Source organism: Lysinibacillus sp. FSL K6-0075 (assembly GCF_038592945.1).
In the GTDB taxonomy this organism is placed as follows: domain Bacteria; phylum Bacillota; class Bacilli; order Bacillales_A; family Planococcaceae; genus Lysinibacillus; species Lysinibacillus fusiformis_F.
The window spans coordinates 3,185,774-3,202,602 of sequence record NZ_CP151947.1 but is presented as its reverse complement, the minus strand read 5'-3'; the positions used below and the strand labels follow the sequence as shown (position 1 = coordinate 3,202,602).

Genomic DNA, 16,829 nt, shown 5'->3' with positions numbered 1-16,829 from the left:
GCACCTCCTTAGGCATTCGCTTTTTGTGCTTCTTCCGCTGCACGTTTTTCTTCCATTTCTGCTGCTAATTTATCAATTTCTTTCTTCAGTTCTTCCACCATTGTTTCTTCTGGCACTTTACGAACTGTTTTCCCCTTCATAAATAGTAAGCCTTCACCACGAGCACCGGCGATACCGATATCTGCTTCTCGTGCTTCCCCAGGACCGTTTACTGCACAGCCTAGAACAGCTACTTTTAAAGGTACACTTAATTTTGAAATATATTCCTCTACTTCATTTGCGATAGAAATTAAATCAATTTCAATGCGTCCACATGTTGGACAAGAAATCAGTGTGGCCATATTAGAAGCGAGGCCAAATGATTTTAATAGTTCTCGTGCTACTTTGATCTCTTCTACAGGGTCAGCAGAAAGGGAGATACGTAATGTGTTCCCAATGCCTTTTGAGAGGATGGCTCCAAGACCTGCTGCTGATTTAACAGTACCCGCAAATAATGTCCCTGACTCTGTAATTCCTAAATGGAGCGGATAATTAAAGGCTTTAGCCGCTTTTTCATAGGCTTCAATAGCAAGATTAACATCAGATGCCTTCATTGACACGATAATATCGTGGAAGTCCAAGTCTTCCAAAATTTTAATATGGTGCAGTGCAGATTCAACCATACCATCAGCTGTAGGATAGCCGTATTTTTCTAAAATATGACGCTCTAATGAACCGGCATTTACACCAATACGAATGGGTATACCTTTCGCTTTGGCTGCATTGACAACAGCTTCCACTTTTTCTTTACGACCAATATTACCTGGATTAATACGTACTTTATCGATACCATTTTCAATGGCTTTTAATGCTAATCTATAATCAAAATGAATATCAGCTACTAATGGAATATGAATACGTTTTTTGATTTCGGCAATCGCATCCGCTGCACGTTCATCTGGTACAGCAACACGAACAATTTGACAGCCCGCTTCCTCAAGACGCAGAATTTCTGCAACTGTTGCTTCTACATCATGTGTTTTGGTTGTACACATACTTTGAATGAATAATTCATTACTACCACCAATTGTTAAGTTACCGACACGCACAGGACGCGTATTTGAACGGTGACAAATTTCACTCATTAACTTTCTCTCCTTTTCGGGCCACTATTTTCAGCCGTCACTGTCATTTATTTTAGCAGTGTAAGAAAATAAGGACAAGGAAGAAACGCTAACTTTTCATTTTCCGCAATTGTTTTCAAGCTCAAACGAGAGAGGGAGCTTGATATTTTCACCTGGAACTAGTGCTTGTAATTGTAAGTGTGGGTTTAAGTTGTAAAAAAGTTGTAAGCGTTCTGGAAAGGTCATGGGAACTTTTGCAGGGTGTAGGGCAAATAAACTATGGACGGTATCTCCTTCAATCGTTTGTACGGTAATATAATTTGGCTCACGCTGTTTTTCACAAAGTCCATTTTCTGAGTTCTTTGTGGATAAAGCCGCAAGCGGGATGGACCCTTCTGTTAAATCTACTTTGACGACAAAGGCAATTACGATGATGATAGTTGTTAAGATGAATGCGCGCAAAAAATCCCCTCCTTTTCTACACTATATTGAGAAGAGAGGGGATTCATGCACATTATTTTATATTTGGTTGTTTTGGATATTTTGTAAAGGCAACAATTAATAGAGAAATGGTTAAAAATAAAGAGAGTACAGTGATAACAGTACTGTTAACGGGCAAATAGTCTGCTAGCATCGATAATAATGTTGCCCAAGTGATAGCAAAAGTAGTTGTTCTCCAGATGTGGCGATATTCACCTCGACGCTTCATCGCTTTCAAGATAAATAACCCTGCTAAAGCATAAAGGGCAATTTGTGCAAAAATAAGCATTGTTGTTACGACGAAAAGCATTAGGAAGGTGAATGGGTATAAAAGCCATTTAATGCCCTCTATGTAATCTGTTAAACCAGTTAAACTATCCATATCAAATGTATCGACAGACATACCTGCTGCAAAGCGACCTAAAGAGAATACGGACACAATGGTAATAAGTAGAAAAGTATATTGAATAACCTTTCCAATAGGTAATAAACGATAGGCTGCTAGTTTTTTAGGATGTATGAGACTATCAATAAAAAGCTGTGAGTGTTTCATGCTATATCTCCTCCAATCGATATTTTAACATGTTCAAAGAAGACAAGATATGAAAGAAGTATAAATGAGGAGGGTCTTGATGTTAAAATGTTAACATTATGTAAAGAAGTTAAAGGAATTCTTTACTTTTTGTTTGGAATCATTTAATGATTAGAACTAGAGTAGTAGAGATGTAGGAATTGGAGCGAAAACAATTGACAATAGATTGGCAAAGCATACTCTTTCAGTTTTTAGGTGGGTTAGGGGTCTTTTTATTTTCCATTAAATTCATGGGAGACGGGCTTCAAAAATCAGCGGATGATCGGTTGCGTGAATGGTTAAATCGCTTTACCACAAACCCGATTATGGGTGTCCTGGTAGGGATATTTGTAACGATTTGCATACAATCAAGTTCTGCCACAACAGTCATAACTGTAGGGTTAGTGAGTGCTGGTTTTTTAACATTGCGTCAAGCAATTGGTGTCATCATGGGGGCAAATATCGGTACTACCATAACGGCATTTATTATTGGTATTAATATTGGACTCTATTTTTACCCGTTATTGGCAATTGGTGCAGGCTGTTTATTTTTCTTAAAGAAAGCAACATATCAACATATTGGTCAAATTCTGTTTGGCTTTGGCGGTTTGTTTTTAGGACTAGAGTTGATGAGTGCTAGTATGCAGGCGTTACATCAGCTTGCAGATTTTGCATCGTTAACGCTTCACCTAAGTAATCAACCGATATTAGGCATATTTTTAGGAACCATTTTCACCTTACTTGTGCAAAGCTCTACCGCAACGGTTGGGGTGCTGCAAGGTTTATATGCTGAACAGTTAATTGGTTTAAATAGTGCTTTACCGATTTTATTCGGTGAAAATATTGGCACGACGATTACAGCTGTTTTAGCTTCTCTTGGTGCTTCTATTTACGCTAAGCGCGCAGCAGCGGCTCATGTGCTATTTAATGTCATTGGGACGATCATTTTCATGTTATTGTTTACACCGTTTATGCAATATGTACAGTGGATCAGTGGGGTATTTCATTTAGAGCCTCGCATGCAAATTGCCATTGCTCATGGCTCATTCAATGTGTTTAATATGATGATCCAACTACCATTTATTGCTGGACTCGCAGCATTGGTTACGAAGTTACTACCAGGACATGATGGAAATATTAATGTAACAACAAAGCATTTAGATCCTTCATTCATCGATGCCTCTCCTGCCATTGCGCTTGGTCAAGCTAAAGAAGAGGTATTGCGAATGGGTGAACATGCATTGCGTGGGTTGGAAGAAACCTTTTTATATATGAAATCAGGAGAGGCGGAACATATCCCAACGGTGCTACAGCTAGAAGTCGGCCTTAATCATCTAGACAATGAAATTACTGATTATTTAGTAATGGTGTCTAAGCAGCCTCTTTCTCGTGCAGACTCAGTGAGACATCATAGCTTACTAACAAATGTAAGAGACTTTGAGCGAATTGGAGATCACTTTGAAAATATATTAGAGCTTTTACAATACAAGGATCATCATGAGGTAAGCTTAAGTAAATCAGCACGACAAGATTTAATTGGTATGTTTAGTTTAGCCATAGAGGCGGTACGTAAAAGTATAGAAGCATTGGATACGGCAAGCTTAAGTTTAGCTCAAGAAGTAACAGAGCTAGAAAGCTTGATAGATGATATGGAAGATAAACTGCGTCAAAAGCATATTGCACGATTAAATACGAATGAATGTAGTGGAGCGGCAGGAATTGTTTATATGGATATCGTTAGCAATCTAGAGCGTATAGGAGACCATGCAGTCAACATTGCAGATTCTATTTTAGGCATTCGTCATTAATGAAATGAAACTTTTCACTTTGTTAGTCCGTATGAAAGGCAATGCACGTTAAAGGAGAGAAACGTTATGGAAGTTGTTGGCTGGATTTTAGTGATTGCCTGCTTTATGATTTCATTTATTGGTTTAGTATATCCGATAATTCCCGGTGTACTGTTTTTAGTCGGTGGATTTTTGCTCTATGGCTTATTTTTCTCATTCGCAGAGCTAAGCTGGTGGTTTTGGGTCATTGAAATACTATTTGTCGTGTTGTTATTTGGGGCAGATACTGTGGCAAATGCGTTTGGCATTAAAAAGTTTGGTGGTTCCAATGCGGGAATGTGGGGCAGCACCATCGGTTTATTGATTGGTCCATTTGTTATCCCAGTGGCGGGGATTTTAATCGGACCATTTCTAGGGGCTGTGATTGCTGAACTAATCGTTGAGAAACGTACATTTAGTGAGGCGGTAAAAAGTGGTGTGGGTTCTTTAATTGGCTTTTTGACATCTACTGTTGCAAAGGCCGTTATTCAAATTGTGATGATTATTGTATTTTTTATCGCCATTTAATGCCTCCCTTTTAAGGTTTAGTGTGTTGGATGAAAGGGTAAGATAGTAAACGTATCGGTATTTCAGTCAAAAGGCTGAAATCTTCAAATTGAAGTATTTTTCGTTGAATGGTTTGACCAATTTTGATAATCTAAGGATGTACTAATTATTTCTTATTTTAGGGAGGAACTTAACAATGGCTTACGAATTACCACAATTAACTTACGCTTATGACGCATTAGAACCACATATCGATGCAAAAACAATGGAAATTCACCATTCTAAACACCACAATACTTATGTAACAAACTTAAACGCAGCAGTAGAAGGTACTGAATTTGCAGAAAAAGACATTAACGACTTAATCGCAAACCTTGATGCTCTTCCAGCTGACAAACAAACTGCTGTACGCAACAACGGTGGCGGACATGCTAACCATACATTATTCTGGGAAGTAATCGCTCCAGGCGGTTCAAATACACCAGTTGGCGAAGTTGCAAAAGCAATCGATGCTAAATTCGGTTCTTTCGATGCTTTCAAAGAAGAATTTGCAAAAGCTGCTACAACTCGCTTCGGTTCAGGTTGGGCTTGGTTAATCGTTGATGGTGACTCAGTTGCTGTTACGTCTACTCCAAACCAAGACTCTCCAGTAATGGAAGGTAAAACACCAGTTTTAGGCTTAGATGTATGGGAACATGCATACTACCTAAACTACCAAAACCGTCGTCCAGATTACATCGGTGCTTTCTGGAACGTAGTAAACTGGGATGTAGTGGAAGCTAAATTCCAAGCTGCAAAATAAGAATGAATAATCGGCTGTGCCTAAAGTGAGCAATCACGGAGGCATAGCCTTTTTTTATTGGATAAAACAGCAAAAATAAGGGAGAGAATCTAGAAATATACGGATAGAGGAACCTAAATAAATAGAGAGCGTGAAATAGGGCAACCTTTCTACATAAAGTACCGTCAAATAAATGATGTTTTACATAAGAATTCATAAGTGCGTGCTTTTCTGTCATACCTTCGAATGGTATACTAGGTATCGTGTATTGAAATGATCAGAAGATGAGGAGGGGAATGCATATGCGCAAAGCACCAGGGAAAAATCGCGCGGCGAGTGTTAAAGCAAAACATCATTCTAATTTAACATTTCGTATGAATATCCTTTTCTTTGCAATATTTATCGTATTTTCAATGTTAATTTTTAGACTTGGCTATATGCAAATCGTCAAAGGGGAAGATTATGTACGTGATTTAGAGCGGAAAGAAGAGGTACCTGTCAATACAAGTGTGCCGAGGGGACGTATGTATGATCGATACGGACGTATTTTAGTGGATAATCACCCGGAAAATGCCATTACGTATACGAAAATGCAAACGACCACAACAGAGGAGATGCTTGATATCGCGAAAAAGCTGGCGCAATTAATTGAACAGCCAACGAAGCGTGTCACGTTGCGTGATAAACAGGATTTCTGGATCCTACAAAATCATGATGCTGCCTATGAAAAAATCACGAAGGCAGAAGAGGATAAAATTCGAGCACAAGAAAATATTACAACAAGTCAAATCAATGCAGAAATTGATAAATTGGTACGCGAACGTATAACGAATGATGAACTTTTACAATTAACAGAGGCAGATTTAGAAGTATTAGCGATTTATCGTGAGATGGTATCTGGCTATAATTTATCTCCTCAAATTATTAAAAGTGAAAATGTATCAGCGGATGAATTTGCCCGTGTATCTGAGCGTTTAACAGAATTACCAGGCGTGAATACAACAACAGATTGGAAACGCGTCAAATTATCGTCTTTATCTATTCTTGGCCGAACAACGGTCCCAACAAAAGGGATACCGAAAGAAAAGCTTAATTATTATTTAGCACGTGACTACTCACGTAATGACCGTGTGGGAGAAAGTTATATTGAAGCACAATATGAAGAATTACTACAAGGTCAAAAAACCGTTGTTAAAAACATTACCAATAAAAAAGGCCAGGTAGTCGACACCGTGACAACCTATGAAGGGGAGCCAGGTAAAGATTTAATCCTTTCATTGGATAGTGAGTTACAGGCGGAAACGGATAAGATTGTGGAAGAAGAATTGCTTAATTTAAAGGCACTTCCAGGCTCCTATTTATTAGACCGTGCCTTCCTAATCATGATGGATCCAAATACAGGCGACATTTTATCGATGGTTGGTAAAAAAATAGAGAAAGATCCTGAAACAGGAAAAAATATGGTCGTTGACTATGCATATGGATCATTTACAACGGCTTATGAAGCAGGTTCATCGGTTAAAGCAGCGACCGTTCTTACTGGTTACAATCAAGGCGTTATATCCATGGGCACTTCTATGGGGGATGAGCCTATTAAATTAGCTAGCACTGATCCTAAAGCGTCTATTTTTAACCGTTATGGCTATGTACCAATGAATGACCTGTTGGCATTAGAACGTTCTTCCAACTCCTATATGTTTAAGATTGCGTTGCTGCTTAATGGAACACCTTATAGTTATGGTATGCCATTACGCTTAAAGGACGATACGTTCTCAAAAATGCGTAATAATTATGCGCAATTTGGATTAGGTGTGAAAACAGGCATTGATTTACCAAATGAATTTAGTGGGGTGCGTGGTCCATCAGGTCCAACAATGGGTGGTAAAACACTTGACTTGGCTATTGGTCAGTATGATACGTATACACCACTTCAACTTGCGCAATATATTTCAACAGTTGCCAATGGTGGCTATCGTATTCAGCCACATGTTGTGAAACAGGTTCGTGATCCATCTCAAGATGGCAAACAATTAGGCCAATTAGTGACAGAAATAGGACCAACTATTTTGAATCAAATTGATAATCCTAGAGAAGAGATCGATTATGTAAAACAAGGATTACGTCGTGTATACACGGGTAATCAAGGTACAGCACGAGCTCAATTTGCGGATGCTCCCTATTCAGCTGCAGGGAAAACAGGGACAGCAGAGGTAGTTTATTATGGTCCATTACGTGAGCACTACGGTACAAACACGATTAACTTAACACATGTTGGTTTTGCACCATATGAAAATCCTGAAATTGCCTATGCAGTTGTTATTCCATGGGTTAATACAAATTTAGCTCCACACTACTATCAAAATAATGTCATTGCTAGACGTTCATTAGATAAGTATTTTGAATTAAAAGCAAAATATCAAGCTGAAAAAGTGACAGATAGCAATGTAAAACAGCCAATTTTACCAGCGATTACAGAAGAAAAAATTGGTGAGGATGAGCAGGAATAAAGGGCATTTGAGATGCTCTAATATAAAAACGGATTTGGAAAATTTATTTTCCAAATTCGTTTTTATTTTTACTCTTTTCAAGACTAGTCATGAATTTTAAATGATGTTACGCTAATCCTTAAGTAAATATGGAATGTGTAGCTTATGATGGCAATGATAAGTCATTGAATATGAGCTGGCTTATTTCTATTCACTATAAAAACAACAGGGGTGGTTGAGATGCGGGGGAGTATACAGAAAAAGATGACGCTCTATTTTTCTCTAGTAGTGTTCATTATTTCTATATTGATTGCATGGTCGACCTATCGTTCTTCAGTACAGTTAATTGAAGAATCTTTAAGCAACGTAGCGGGAACGATAGCCATGCAATCATTAAGTAAAATCGATATAGATCAATACGAGAAAGAAATTACGTTAGCAGCAGATCAAGATTTAACATACTATTATGATTTACGAGAGACGCTAAATGATTATCGTGAGTCAACAGGCCTTGTCTATTTATATACGATGGGACGTAATCAAACAGCGAATGGATATGATTATTTTTATATGGTAGATGGCTTACCAGTAGGTGATGACAATGAGTCTCTTTTAGGTGAAAAAGAGGACAGCCCAGAAATTTTGCCACGAATTGAAAAAACGTTTGAAACAGGCAGCGCGCAAATTGAAATGACAAATGAAGCGTCATATGGCGCACTGATTTCAGCCTATATCCCCATAAAAGCAAGCTCTGGCGAAGTAATTGGAATTATTGGTGCGGATTTAGATGCTACAGCGATTTATGCAGAAATGGCGACACAAAAAAGAAATTTAATACTCTTTATTGGTGTGGCCTTGCTAGTGAGTATGATTGCGGTTTATAGTTTGAGCTCCTATCTAGTAGCCCCTATAAAAAAACTGGCAGATCAGGTGAAAAAAATTGGAGAAGGCGATTTATCAACAACTATTGAAACAACAAGATCAGATGAAATTGGTACTTTAACAATAGCTTTTCAAAAAATGACCAACCACTTAAGGCAGGTTATTCAAGGCATTCACCAACATTCCTCCAACCTTGCTTCCATGTCTAGCAATCAATTAAGCCATATGGAGGAAATAAAACAGGGGAATGATATTGTAGAAAAAACAATGACGGAGTTAGCATTAGGTTCTGAGGAGCAAGCAATAGCAACCGTTGATATTTCGGAAATGATGAAGGATTTTACTATCCAAATAGACGATGCTAATCAAAAAGGCACAGTGCTACATACAGAGTCTGTAGATGTTCTTGCATTAACAGACCAAGGCTATAAACATATCATAGAGGCAGAAAAGCAAATAACCATTCTTTATAAAAATGTGGAGGACTCGGTGGAGCAAGTAAAGAGGCTGGACCATCAAACAAGGGATATTTCGAGCTTAGTGCAGGTGATTGAAGGAATTGCAGATCAAACGAACTTATTAGCGTTAAATGCAGCCATTGAAGCAGCACGTGCGGGAGAACAAGGTAAAGGTTTTGCAATTGTAGCCGATGAGGTACGAAAGCTGGCGGAAGAGGTAAAGAGCTCCATTGGCGATATTACTGCTATAGTTACAGGTGTGCAAAGAGAATCCGGTGAAGTGACGAAATTGTTAGAACAAGGATATCAGCAAGCAGACAAAGGGACAAACACATTAAGAGAAACAGGTAAAACTTTCACTCATATTTATGAAGCTGTTGAACAAATGCAGCAACAAATTCATGGTATTGCACATGATGTACAAATTATTTCAGAACGTGGTAGTAATATGAATAATTCGCTTGAAAATGTAGCTGCTGTGACAGAAGAGGCACAGGCAGGGGTGGAAAATACATCGGCACTTATTCAAAAATCCACTATAGCGATCGTTGACATTGTGCACAATTCAGAGGAACTTGTCAAAATTGCTGATGAACTCAATCAGTCAGTCGCAAAATTTAAACTAAACTAAGTAGTGAAAGGGACGTTTGCATAGCAAAACGTCCCTTTCATGTTGTTGAAAAAAGCTCATGTCTCTAACAGAAAAAGACCTTTTGGCAAGGCGAGAGGTTGATTTCCGTTCCGCCAGCGTCCTTTCCAGGGGGCGTCCGATGAGCCGCTTCACTCACTAACGTTCGCTCCAGGGTCTCCTCTGTGACGCTAAATCCCCTAGGAGTGACGCTGGCTCCACTCCAATCAACCATTCTGCAAAAGTGTCTCTTCCTTATCTTTCATACTAGAGGTAGCGATCAAAATAGCCCATTATTTGTATGATTAGTGAGAGGATAGGCTCTTATTTTCAATTTGGAGAAGTGATGAGTAACAACTCCCTCCATAAAATGAGTAGTAGAAACCTTTGCTAAAAAGATAATATTTTTATGGGTTGGTGTGGAAGGCTACTTGACCATAGCCGTGTCCTTAAGAAAACATCAGACATCCTATGCCAGATTTTCGTGTGTTTATCTTCTGTTTAAAATGGGTATTACACAAGGAGTGAGGGAAAAATGGCCTCACTAAATAAACTATACAAATTATCCATCCAAATATTGGGTTTACATCGACTTTTAAGAAGTTTTGCGTTTTTTACACTTTAGGCAAAATGACGAAACGTTTCGGGTGAGCGTATCGAAATAGACATATAGCTGTTTTTTCGAATGCCACATACTTTTTAAAAGTCGATTTATTTGTTTCGCAATCAACCGGACCGTCTTTCTTTCACTAATCCTCCGTTTTCTTGTCACCCACAGATCATTTCTCATCATTCCCATGATCATTTCAGTCAATAAAAGCACAATACTTTGAAGATAGAAATGACATAACCATCGTTCAATCTTCACCTTCTTCATCTTATCGACTTCTAAATCTGATTTCCATGTTTTAAATAAGAGCTCGATTTGCCAGCGTAATCGGTAAAGTTCATGAATTTCACTTGCTGGCATATCCTCTGGTACATTTGTTAAATAGATGACCACTCCAGGTATTTGTTCTACTTCATTTTTATGGACTTGCCCTTGTTTCTTTTGACGTCTTCTTTTTTCCCGCTTGTGTAGCTCTTTTTCCTGTTCCTCTGAGAGGCGATAGAGAATACAACGTGCAGGCATTTTTTCGTGTCGTCCTACAAATAATTGGGACCACTCTTTGTATTCGCCACGTACCATTTCTAATGCGATTTCTTCTAAATGAATTTGTTTGTAACGGCGACTTTCAATCAATTTCCCATTTGGATGACGAGGTGGATGACTTACTTCGACAAACAATTGCGTATCTTTTTTCGTTTTTGTGATATAGAAAGCACCTTTTGCGTGCACCTTTTTAAAAAAATCGAATTGAAAATAGCCTAAATCCTGTAGAACCAGTTCTCTCTCCTGAATCAAAGGTAATCGCGTCATTCCTGCTGGATTATCGGCATCACGTCCGTTCATTAAATCAAAATAAAGTAGCTGTTGGGTTAAATAATCAAACTCCACTTGCACTTTAACAGACGAACAATGGACACCCTGAAAATTTCCCTGATAGGCATCTGGCAATTTGATCGTTGTGCTATCTAAAATACGTATTCGAGTAAATGTGTATCCCGTTAGCTTGGGGAAGGCGAGTTGAAGCTGCGTTTTGAATAATCGTCCAAAAATGGTTTCCAAAAAAGTAACAGCCCGTTCATCAAAGCGTTTATTAAGAGCCGATTTCGTCATAAATATATCCTGCTCCGCCAAGTCCGTACAAAGCGTTTCAAGCGAATCACTGATAATCTCACTCTTTTTCAAAAACAGAAAGTGTAAAAATTGTGCCGCACTAAACGAACGCTCGCGTTGAATAAAACCCGATAATCTACCCACCTCTTTTACTTCATTTTTCCCAAGTATCTGAAAAAGTGGCGCAAGTAATTGAATATTTTCTGGTTTCATTTTGCTGGACCTCCTTTATCAAGTGTACTTATCTATACCTTGATAAGAGAAATATGAACCCACGAATAAAGGAAATCACTAAGGACACGGCTATGGCTACTTGACTCCTGAGGGAAGTGAGTCAGGCGAGCCCCTGCACAGAGTGTTAGCGGAGAAAGCCGTTTGACGCTCGGCCACAGAAATCCATTTTTCACCTTTCACAAAAAGTCTATGTATGTTTTTCAACAACATGAAAAGGGCGTTTGCATAGCAAAACGCCCCTTTATGATATTTAGTACCTTTACGCAGATAAGTGCTGAATGGCTAATTCAAATTGCTCTCTTGGCTTTGCTCCATAAAGTTCTATATTGTGATAGAAATAAGAAGCTACCATAAAATCAATCGCCTCTTGAAGTGTGAAGTCCCGATGTTCCATTACTAATGATAAATATGTTTTAAAATAATCGGCATTTTGTACTTTTGCATGTTTCATGACAAAGGTCAAACTCTCCTTATCATTAAAATATTATATTTCCTGACACAATTGCTTATTATAGCACCTTTCCAATGGGAAGCAAGTTTCTTCGATTGTAAATGCATCTTTACAATCGTTTACAAAGCATTACATTCCTTTACATCTCTTTTACGAACCGTTTATACGACTTCAACAATCAGTCATTATAGTAAAGATTGTAAGACAAATAACTATAAAACAGTTCATGACGGAGGCAAATGAGATGAAAAAGTGGAAGTACTTAACGATGACAGCAGTAATGGGTTCTGCATTAATGCTAGGTGCATGTGGTAGCGATTCTGCACAAAATGGAAACAATGCAGAAACGAACGCACCAGCAAGCTCAGGACAAGAAGCTGCTGATGAAAAGCTACAAGGGTCTGTAGCTGGAGATGGCTCATCAACAGTAGCACCAATCATTGAGGCAGTTGTTGAAGAGTATGCAGGTACACAACCAGATGTCAAAGTATCAGTGGGGGTTTCTGGTACTGGTGGTGGTTTTGAAAAATTCATCGCAGGTGAAACAGACTTTTCAAATGCATCTCGTAATATAAAAGATGAAGAGAAAACGAAATTAGAAGAAGCGGGCATTGATTTTACAGAGCTAGCTTTAGCATATGACGGTTTATCAGTAGTGGTGAATCCGGAAAATGATTGGGCGAAGGATTTAACTGTAGAACAATTACAAAAAATTTGGGTTGAAGATGGAAAAGAGAAAAAATGGTCTGATATTGATCCATCTTGGCCAGATGAAAAAATCATTTACTATTCACCAGGTACGGATTCAGGCACATATGATTACTTCGATGAAGTCATTTTAGATGGGGCGGATCTAGTAAGCTCAGCAACATTATCAGAGGATGATAATATGCTAGTGCAAGGTGTGGCTGGTGATAAAAACGCTATCGGTTTCTTCGGTTATGCTTACTACCTTGAAAATAAAGATAAATTAAACATTGTAAAAGTAAATGGAGTAGAGCCAACTAATGAAACAATAGAAGGTGGCGAATATACACCACTTTCACGCCCACTATTCACATACGTAAAAAATAGTGCTATGAAGGACAATGAAGCAGCCTACGACTTCATTAAATTTACACTTGAAAACGCAGGCGATATGGCTGAAGCAGTTGGCTATGTTCGTTTACCTGAAGAAAAATATACTGAAGGCTTAAAAACTTTAGAAGGCTTAAAATAAGAAGACATGCATAGAGGGAAAGAGATGTATGCTCTTTCCCTCACTTATTTGAAAGGAGCTCCCAATGGTTTCTCAAAAGGAAGATAAGACATCATCTGTGCAGCAATTAATTGCAAATTCGCGCAATCAAAAAACAAAGAAAATAGTGGAAAAAGCCATGCCAGCTCTATTATTTTCTGCAGCAATTATTTCGATTTTAACAACATTTGGCATTGTTTTCACCCTTATTTTTGAAACGTTTGAATTCTTTAAACGTGTGTCGATTACGGATTTCCTTTTCGGTACAAAATGGTTACCGTTTTCAGGTAATGAACCATTATTTGGGATTTTGCCATTAATCGCTGGTACATTAAAAGTGACACTTATTGCAGTTGTAGTAGCTGTACCATTTGGAATTGCTTCAGCTATCTATTTAAGTGAATATGCAAGTGAGAAAACAAGACGTACAGTGAAACCTATTTTAGAGGTATTAGCAGGTGTGCCAACAATTGTTTATGGCTTCTTCGCTTTAACATTTGTCACACCAATCCTACAAGAAATTGTACCTGGACTCAAACTATTTAATGCATTAAGTCCTGGTATTGTTGTAGGAATTATGATTTTACCAATGATTACATCTCTTTCAGAAGATGCCATGTCATCAGTACCAAATAGTATGCGTGAAGGAGCTCTAGCTCTAGGTGCGACGAAATTTGAGGTAGCAATCAAAGTAGTACTACCCGCTGCACTTTCTGGGATTGTGGCTTCCGTTGTGTTAGCTATTTCCCGGGCAATAGGTGAAACAATGATTGTATCGCTTGCAGGTGGATCGACACCGAAATTTGATCTCAATGTGACAGATTCTATTCAAACAATGACTGCATACATTGTACAGGTTTCAACGGGTGATGCGGGTTATGGCACAACCATTTATTACTCTATTTATTCAGTAGGATTCACACTCTTTATCTTTACACTAGTAATGAATTTACTTGCTCACTATATTTCGAAACGCTTCAGGGAGGTTTACTAGCATGCGCTATATGGATGACACGGTCGTCATGAAACGAATGACAAAGCGTATTACAGCAAATAAAGTTTGGAAAACCCTATTTTTCTTAGCTACTACGTTTGCACTTGTAACTTTAGCTGTTTTACTGTACCGCATTGTGACACAGGGTATCGATTACTTAAACATCGATTTCTTGATGAATTTTGCATCACGATTTGCGGATAAGGCAGGTATCAAAGCTGCCTTGATCGGTTCGCTTTGGTTAATGGCAGTTGTAGCGCCAGTATCGATTATTTTAGGTGTGGGTACTGCGATTTATTTAGAGGAGTATGCCAAGAAAAATAGAATCAATGATTTTATTCGCATGAATATATCCAATCTAGCAGGTGTTCCTTCCATTGTTTTTGGATTACTTGGATTAACTATTTTCGTACGTATGATGGGTTTAGGAAAAAGTATTTTAGCTGCTGGCTTTACAATGAGTTTGTTAATTTTACCTGTTATCATTGTAGCGGCTCAAGAGGCCATTCGTGCAGTGCCAAATGAACAACGTGAGGCTTCATATGGTATGGGAGCAACGAAATGGCAAACGATTTTGCGTGTTGTATTACCAGCCGCCATCCCAGGTATTTTAACAGGAAGTATTTTAGCCTTGTCTCGTGCCATAGGAGAAACAGCTCCACTAGTTGTTATCGGGATTCCAGTTATCCTGCAGTTTTTACCGAATGGTTTATTGAGTCAATTTACAGCATTGCCGATGCAAATCTATGACTGGGCAAAACGACCACAAGAAGCCTTTCAGTATGTAGCAGCAGCAGGTATTTTAGTGCTGATGACGGTGCTGTTGTTGATGAATTCTATTGCCATCTATATTCGAAATAAATTCCAAAAACGTTATTAATGAGGTGACCTTATGGTACTAGATTTAAAAGAGGAAAAAACAATTGTCAAATTGAATCAAGCAACAACTAAGTCTATGACAGATGTGGTGAAAAACATTGTCTACGATACACGAAATTTAAACTTATGGTATGGTGATCACCATGGCTTAAAAGATGTTAATTTAAGCATCTATGAAAATGAAGTAACGGCTATTATTGGGCCATCTGGCTGTGGTAAATCTACGTATCTAAAAACATTAAATAGAATGGTTGAACTTGTACCAATCGTTCGTACATCAGGGGAAATTTTATATCGTGAGCGTAATATTTTAGATAAAAACTATACGGTAGAGGAATTAAGAACACGTGTAGGAATGGTGTTCCAAAAGCCAAACCCGTTCCCAAAATCTATTTATGATAACATTGCCTATGGACCAAGAATCCATGGCATTAAAAATAAAAAAATTCTAGATGAAATTGTGGAGAAATCACTAAGAGGGGCAGCCATCTGGGATGAGGTAAAAGATCGTTTAAATCAAAATGCCTACGGATTATCAGGTGGTCAGCAACAACGTATTTGTATTGCGCGTTGCTTAGCGATTGAACCTGATGTCATTCTAATGGATGAGCCGACATCTGCTTTAGACCCTATCTCTACATTGAAGGTGGAAGAGCTTGTACAAGAATTGAAAAAAGATTATTCCATTGTTATCGTGACACATAATATGCAGCAAGCAGCACGTATTTCTGATCGTACAGCATTCTTCCTAAGTGGAGAGGTTGTCGAATACGATAAAACGGATGTTATTTTCCAAACACCAGCAGATCAACGGACAGAAGACTATATTTCGGGACGTTTCGGCTAAGGAGGAGCAATTGGATGATCGTACGTGAACGTTTTGAACAAGAGTTAAAAGAGGTACAGGGACAATTTCTTGCAATTGCCAACAGCAGTATCTTTGCATTAAAAACAGCTTTTGAAGCATTAGTAGAGCAGGATTTAGAAAAGGCATTAAAAATTTTGGAAGACGATTTAATTATTAATCGCCTTGAAGAAGAAATTAATGACCATGTAATACTAATGATTGCCAAGCAACAACCAGTAGCAACAGATTTACGCCGCCTCATGGTTCTTGTAAAAGCAGCATCGGATATGGAAAGAGTAGGCGACTATGCGGTCAATATTGCTAAAGAAGCGATTCGAATTGGCAAAGAACCAATGATATTCCCGATAACGAATCTACAAACTATGTGTAATAAAACAGTAGAAATGCTAGAGAGCATCATGAAGGCCTTTACCGAGGAAGATACGGTACGCGCTAAAGAAATCGCTGAATTAGATGATTATGTGGACGATTTATACGGGGCAACGATTACACTTTTACTTCGTGCAGGGGTAGAAAACCCATCCCATATTTCGCAGATTACACACCTCACATTTATTTGCCGCTATTTAGAACGTTCTGCTGATCATGCAACAAATATTGCAGAACATCTATTTTACTTAGTAAAAGGCAAACATTATGAATTAAATAATTAAGAGAGAAGAGCTGCTTTTTAGCTCTTCTTTTCTTTTGCAAAAAAAATCCCTGAAGTAGCAACATTGTTTTT

At 38.3% G+C, this 16,829-nt stretch carries 15 protein-coding genes; 10 read left to right on the top strand and 5 right to left on the bottom strand.

Annotated elements, in window-relative coordinates; genetic code table 11:
• Positions 1 to 8: 8 nt before the first annotated feature.
• The 3 genes from ispG to MHB65_RS15680 form a co-directional block, all read right to left on the bottom strand.
• A complete protein-coding gene (gene ispG, locus MHB65_RS15690; RefSeq protein ID WP_155591574.1) occupies positions 9 to 1,124 on the bottom strand; it encodes a flavodoxin-dependent (E)-4-hydroxy-3-methylbut-2-enyl-diphosphate synthase in 1,116 nt (371 codons plus the stop codon).
• A 96-nt stretch (positions 1,125 to 1,220) separates the two neighbouring features.
• Complete coding sequence (locus MHB65_RS15685; RefSeq protein ID WP_342440975.1) at positions 1,221 to 1,565, bottom strand: hypothetical protein; 345 nt, start codon at positions 1,563 to 1,565, stop codon at positions 1,221 to 1,223.
• A gap of 52 nt (positions 1,566 to 1,617) precedes the next feature.
• Entirely contained in the window at positions 1,618 to 2,136 is a 519-nt protein-coding gene (locus tag MHB65_RS15680) for a DUF1189 family protein (RefSeq protein WP_205444381.1), read from the bottom strand.
• A 194-nt stretch (positions 2,137 to 2,330) separates the two neighbouring features.
• Here MHB65_RS15680 and MHB65_RS15675 point away from each other — a divergent pair, with 194 nt between their 5' ends.
• The 5 genes from MHB65_RS15675 to MHB65_RS15655 all read left to right on the top strand — a co-directional run bounded on the left by MHB65_RS15675 (position 2,331) and on the right by MHB65_RS15655 (position 9,725).
• Positions 2,331 to 3,962, top strand: a complete 1,632-nt coding sequence (locus tag MHB65_RS15675) for a Na/Pi cotransporter family protein (RefSeq protein ID WP_205444379.1) — start codon at positions 2,331 to 2,333, stop codon at positions 3,960 to 3,962.
• Between the two features lie 66 nt (positions 3,963 to 4,028).
• Positions 4,029 to 4,508 (top strand): DUF456 domain-containing protein, encoded by a 480-nt coding sequence (locus tag MHB65_RS15670; RefSeq protein WP_205444378.1) that lies wholly within the window; start codon positions 4,029 to 4,031, stop codon positions 4,506 to 4,508.
• 175 nt (positions 4,509 to 4,683) lie between these two features.
• On the top strand, positions 4,684 to 5,289 hold the full coding sequence (locus tag MHB65_RS15665; RefSeq protein WP_016995356.1) for a superoxide dismutase: 606 nt from the start codon (positions 4,684 to 4,686) through the stop codon (positions 5,287 to 5,289).
• A 281-nt stretch (positions 5,290 to 5,570) separates the two neighbouring features.
• Positions 5,571 to 7,775: a penicillin-binding protein 2 gene (locus MHB65_RS15660; RefSeq protein WP_205444376.1), complete on the top strand. Its 2,205-nt coding sequence runs from the start codon at positions 5,571 to 5,573 to the stop codon at positions 7,773 to 7,775.
• A gap of 219 nt (positions 7,776 to 7,994) precedes the next feature.
• Positions 7,995 to 9,725, top strand: a complete 1,731-nt coding sequence (locus MHB65_RS15655; RefSeq protein ID WP_342440974.1) for a methyl-accepting chemotaxis protein — start codon at positions 7,995 to 7,997, stop codon at positions 9,723 to 9,725.
• A gap of 592 nt (positions 9,726 to 10,317) precedes the next feature.
• Here the strand turns inward: MHB65_RS15655 and MHB65_RS15650 are convergent.
• Both MHB65_RS15650 and MHB65_RS15645 read right to left on the bottom strand, forming a co-directional pair.
• A complete protein-coding gene (locus tag MHB65_RS15650; RefSeq protein ID WP_342440973.1) occupies positions 10,318 to 11,655 on the bottom strand; it encodes an IS4 family transposase in 1,338 nt (445 codons plus the stop codon).
• A gap of 280 nt (positions 11,656 to 11,935) precedes the next feature.
• On the bottom strand, positions 11,936 to 12,127 hold the full coding sequence (locus MHB65_RS15645; RefSeq protein ID WP_342440972.1) for a hypothetical protein: 192 nt from the start codon (positions 12,125 to 12,127) through the stop codon (positions 11,936 to 11,938).
• A 244-nt stretch (positions 12,128 to 12,371) separates the two neighbouring features.
• Here MHB65_RS15645 and MHB65_RS15640 point away from each other — a divergent pair, with 244 nt between their 5' ends.
• From MHB65_RS15640 to phoU, 5 genes are all read left to right on the top strand, one after another.
• Complete coding sequence (locus MHB65_RS15640) at positions 12,372 to 13,346, top strand: PstS family phosphate ABC transporter substrate-binding protein (RefSeq protein WP_205444371.1); 975 nt, start codon at positions 12,372 to 12,374, stop codon at positions 13,344 to 13,346.
• Positions 13,347 to 13,410: 64 nt separating this feature from the next.
• On the top strand, positions 13,411 to 14,358 hold the full coding sequence (pstC, locus tag MHB65_RS15635) for a phosphate ABC transporter permease subunit PstC (RefSeq protein WP_205444369.1): 948 nt from the start codon (positions 13,411 to 13,413) through the stop codon (positions 14,356 to 14,358).
• Between the two features lies 1 nt (position 14,359).
• Entirely contained in the window at positions 14,360 to 15,238 is an 879-nt protein-coding gene (pstA, locus tag MHB65_RS15630; protein ID WP_205444368.1) for a phosphate ABC transporter permease PstA, read from the top strand.
• A gap of 75 nt (positions 15,239 to 15,313) precedes the next feature.
• Positions 15,314 to 16,084 carry a phosphate ABC transporter ATP-binding protein PstB gene (gene pstB, locus MHB65_RS15625; RefSeq protein ID WP_342443754.1) on the top strand — a complete coding sequence of 257 codons (771 nt, stop codon included), beginning with the start codon at positions 15,314 to 15,316 and terminating at the stop codon, positions 16,082 to 16,084.
• 14 nt (positions 16,085 to 16,098) lie between these two features.
• The gene (phoU, locus tag MHB65_RS15620; protein WP_205444364.1) at positions 16,099 to 16,758 is read left to right on the top strand and encodes a phosphate signaling complex protein PhoU; all 660 of its coding nucleotides are present in this window, start codon (positions 16,099 to 16,101) and stop codon (positions 16,756 to 16,758) included.
• Positions 16,759 to 16,829 lie beyond the last annotated feature (71 nt).

What these genes read in the sequence shown, in the direction of transcription:
- ispG (WP_155591574.1), bottom strand. Translation starts at nt 1,124, where the DNA reads ATGAGTGAAATTTGTCACCGTTCAAATACGCGTCCTGTGCGTGTCGGT.
- MHB65_RS15680 (WP_205444381.1), bottom strand. Translation starts at nt 2,136, where the DNA reads ATGAAACACTCACAGCTTTTTATTGATAGTCTCATACATCCTAAAAAA.
- MHB65_RS15670 (WP_205444378.1), top strand. Translation starts at nt 4,029, where the DNA reads ATGGAAGTTGTTGGCTGGATTTTAGTGATTGCCTGCTTTATGATTTCA.
- MHB65_RS15665 (WP_016995356.1), top strand. Translation starts at nt 4,684, where the DNA reads ATGGCTTACGAATTACCACAATTAACTTACGCTTATGACGCATTAGAA.
- MHB65_RS15660 (WP_205444376.1), top strand. Translation starts at nt 5,571, where the DNA reads ATGCGCAAAGCACCAGGGAAAAATCGCGCGGCGAGTGTTAAAGCAAAA.
- MHB65_RS15655 (WP_342440974.1), top strand. Translation starts at nt 7,995, where the DNA reads ATGCGGGGGAGTATACAGAAAAAGATGACGCTCTATTTTTCTCTAGTA.
- MHB65_RS15650 (WP_342440973.1), bottom strand. Translation starts at nt 11,655, where the DNA reads ATGAAACCAGAAAATATTCAATTACTTGCGCCACTTTTTCAGATACTT.
- MHB65_RS15645 (WP_342440972.1), bottom strand. Translation starts at nt 12,127, where the DNA reads ATGAAACATGCAAAAGTACAAAATGCCGATTATTTTAAAACATATTTA.
- MHB65_RS15640 (WP_205444371.1), top strand. Translation starts at nt 12,372, where the DNA reads ATGAAAAAGTGGAAGTACTTAACGATGACAGCAGTAATGGGTTCTGCA.
- pstC (WP_205444369.1), top strand. Translation starts at nt 13,411, where the DNA reads ATGGTTTCTCAAAAGGAAGATAAGACATCATCTGTGCAGCAATTAATT.
- pstA (WP_205444368.1), top strand. Translation starts at nt 14,360, where the DNA reads ATGCGCTATATGGATGACACGGTCGTCATGAAACGAATGACAAAGCGT.
- pstB (WP_342443754.1), top strand. Translation starts at nt 15,314, where the DNA reads ATGACAGATGTGGTGAAAAACATTGTCTACGATACACGAAATTTAAAC.
- phoU (WP_205444364.1), top strand. Translation starts at nt 16,099, where the DNA reads ATGATCGTACGTGAACGTTTTGAACAAGAGTTAAAAGAGGTACAGGGA.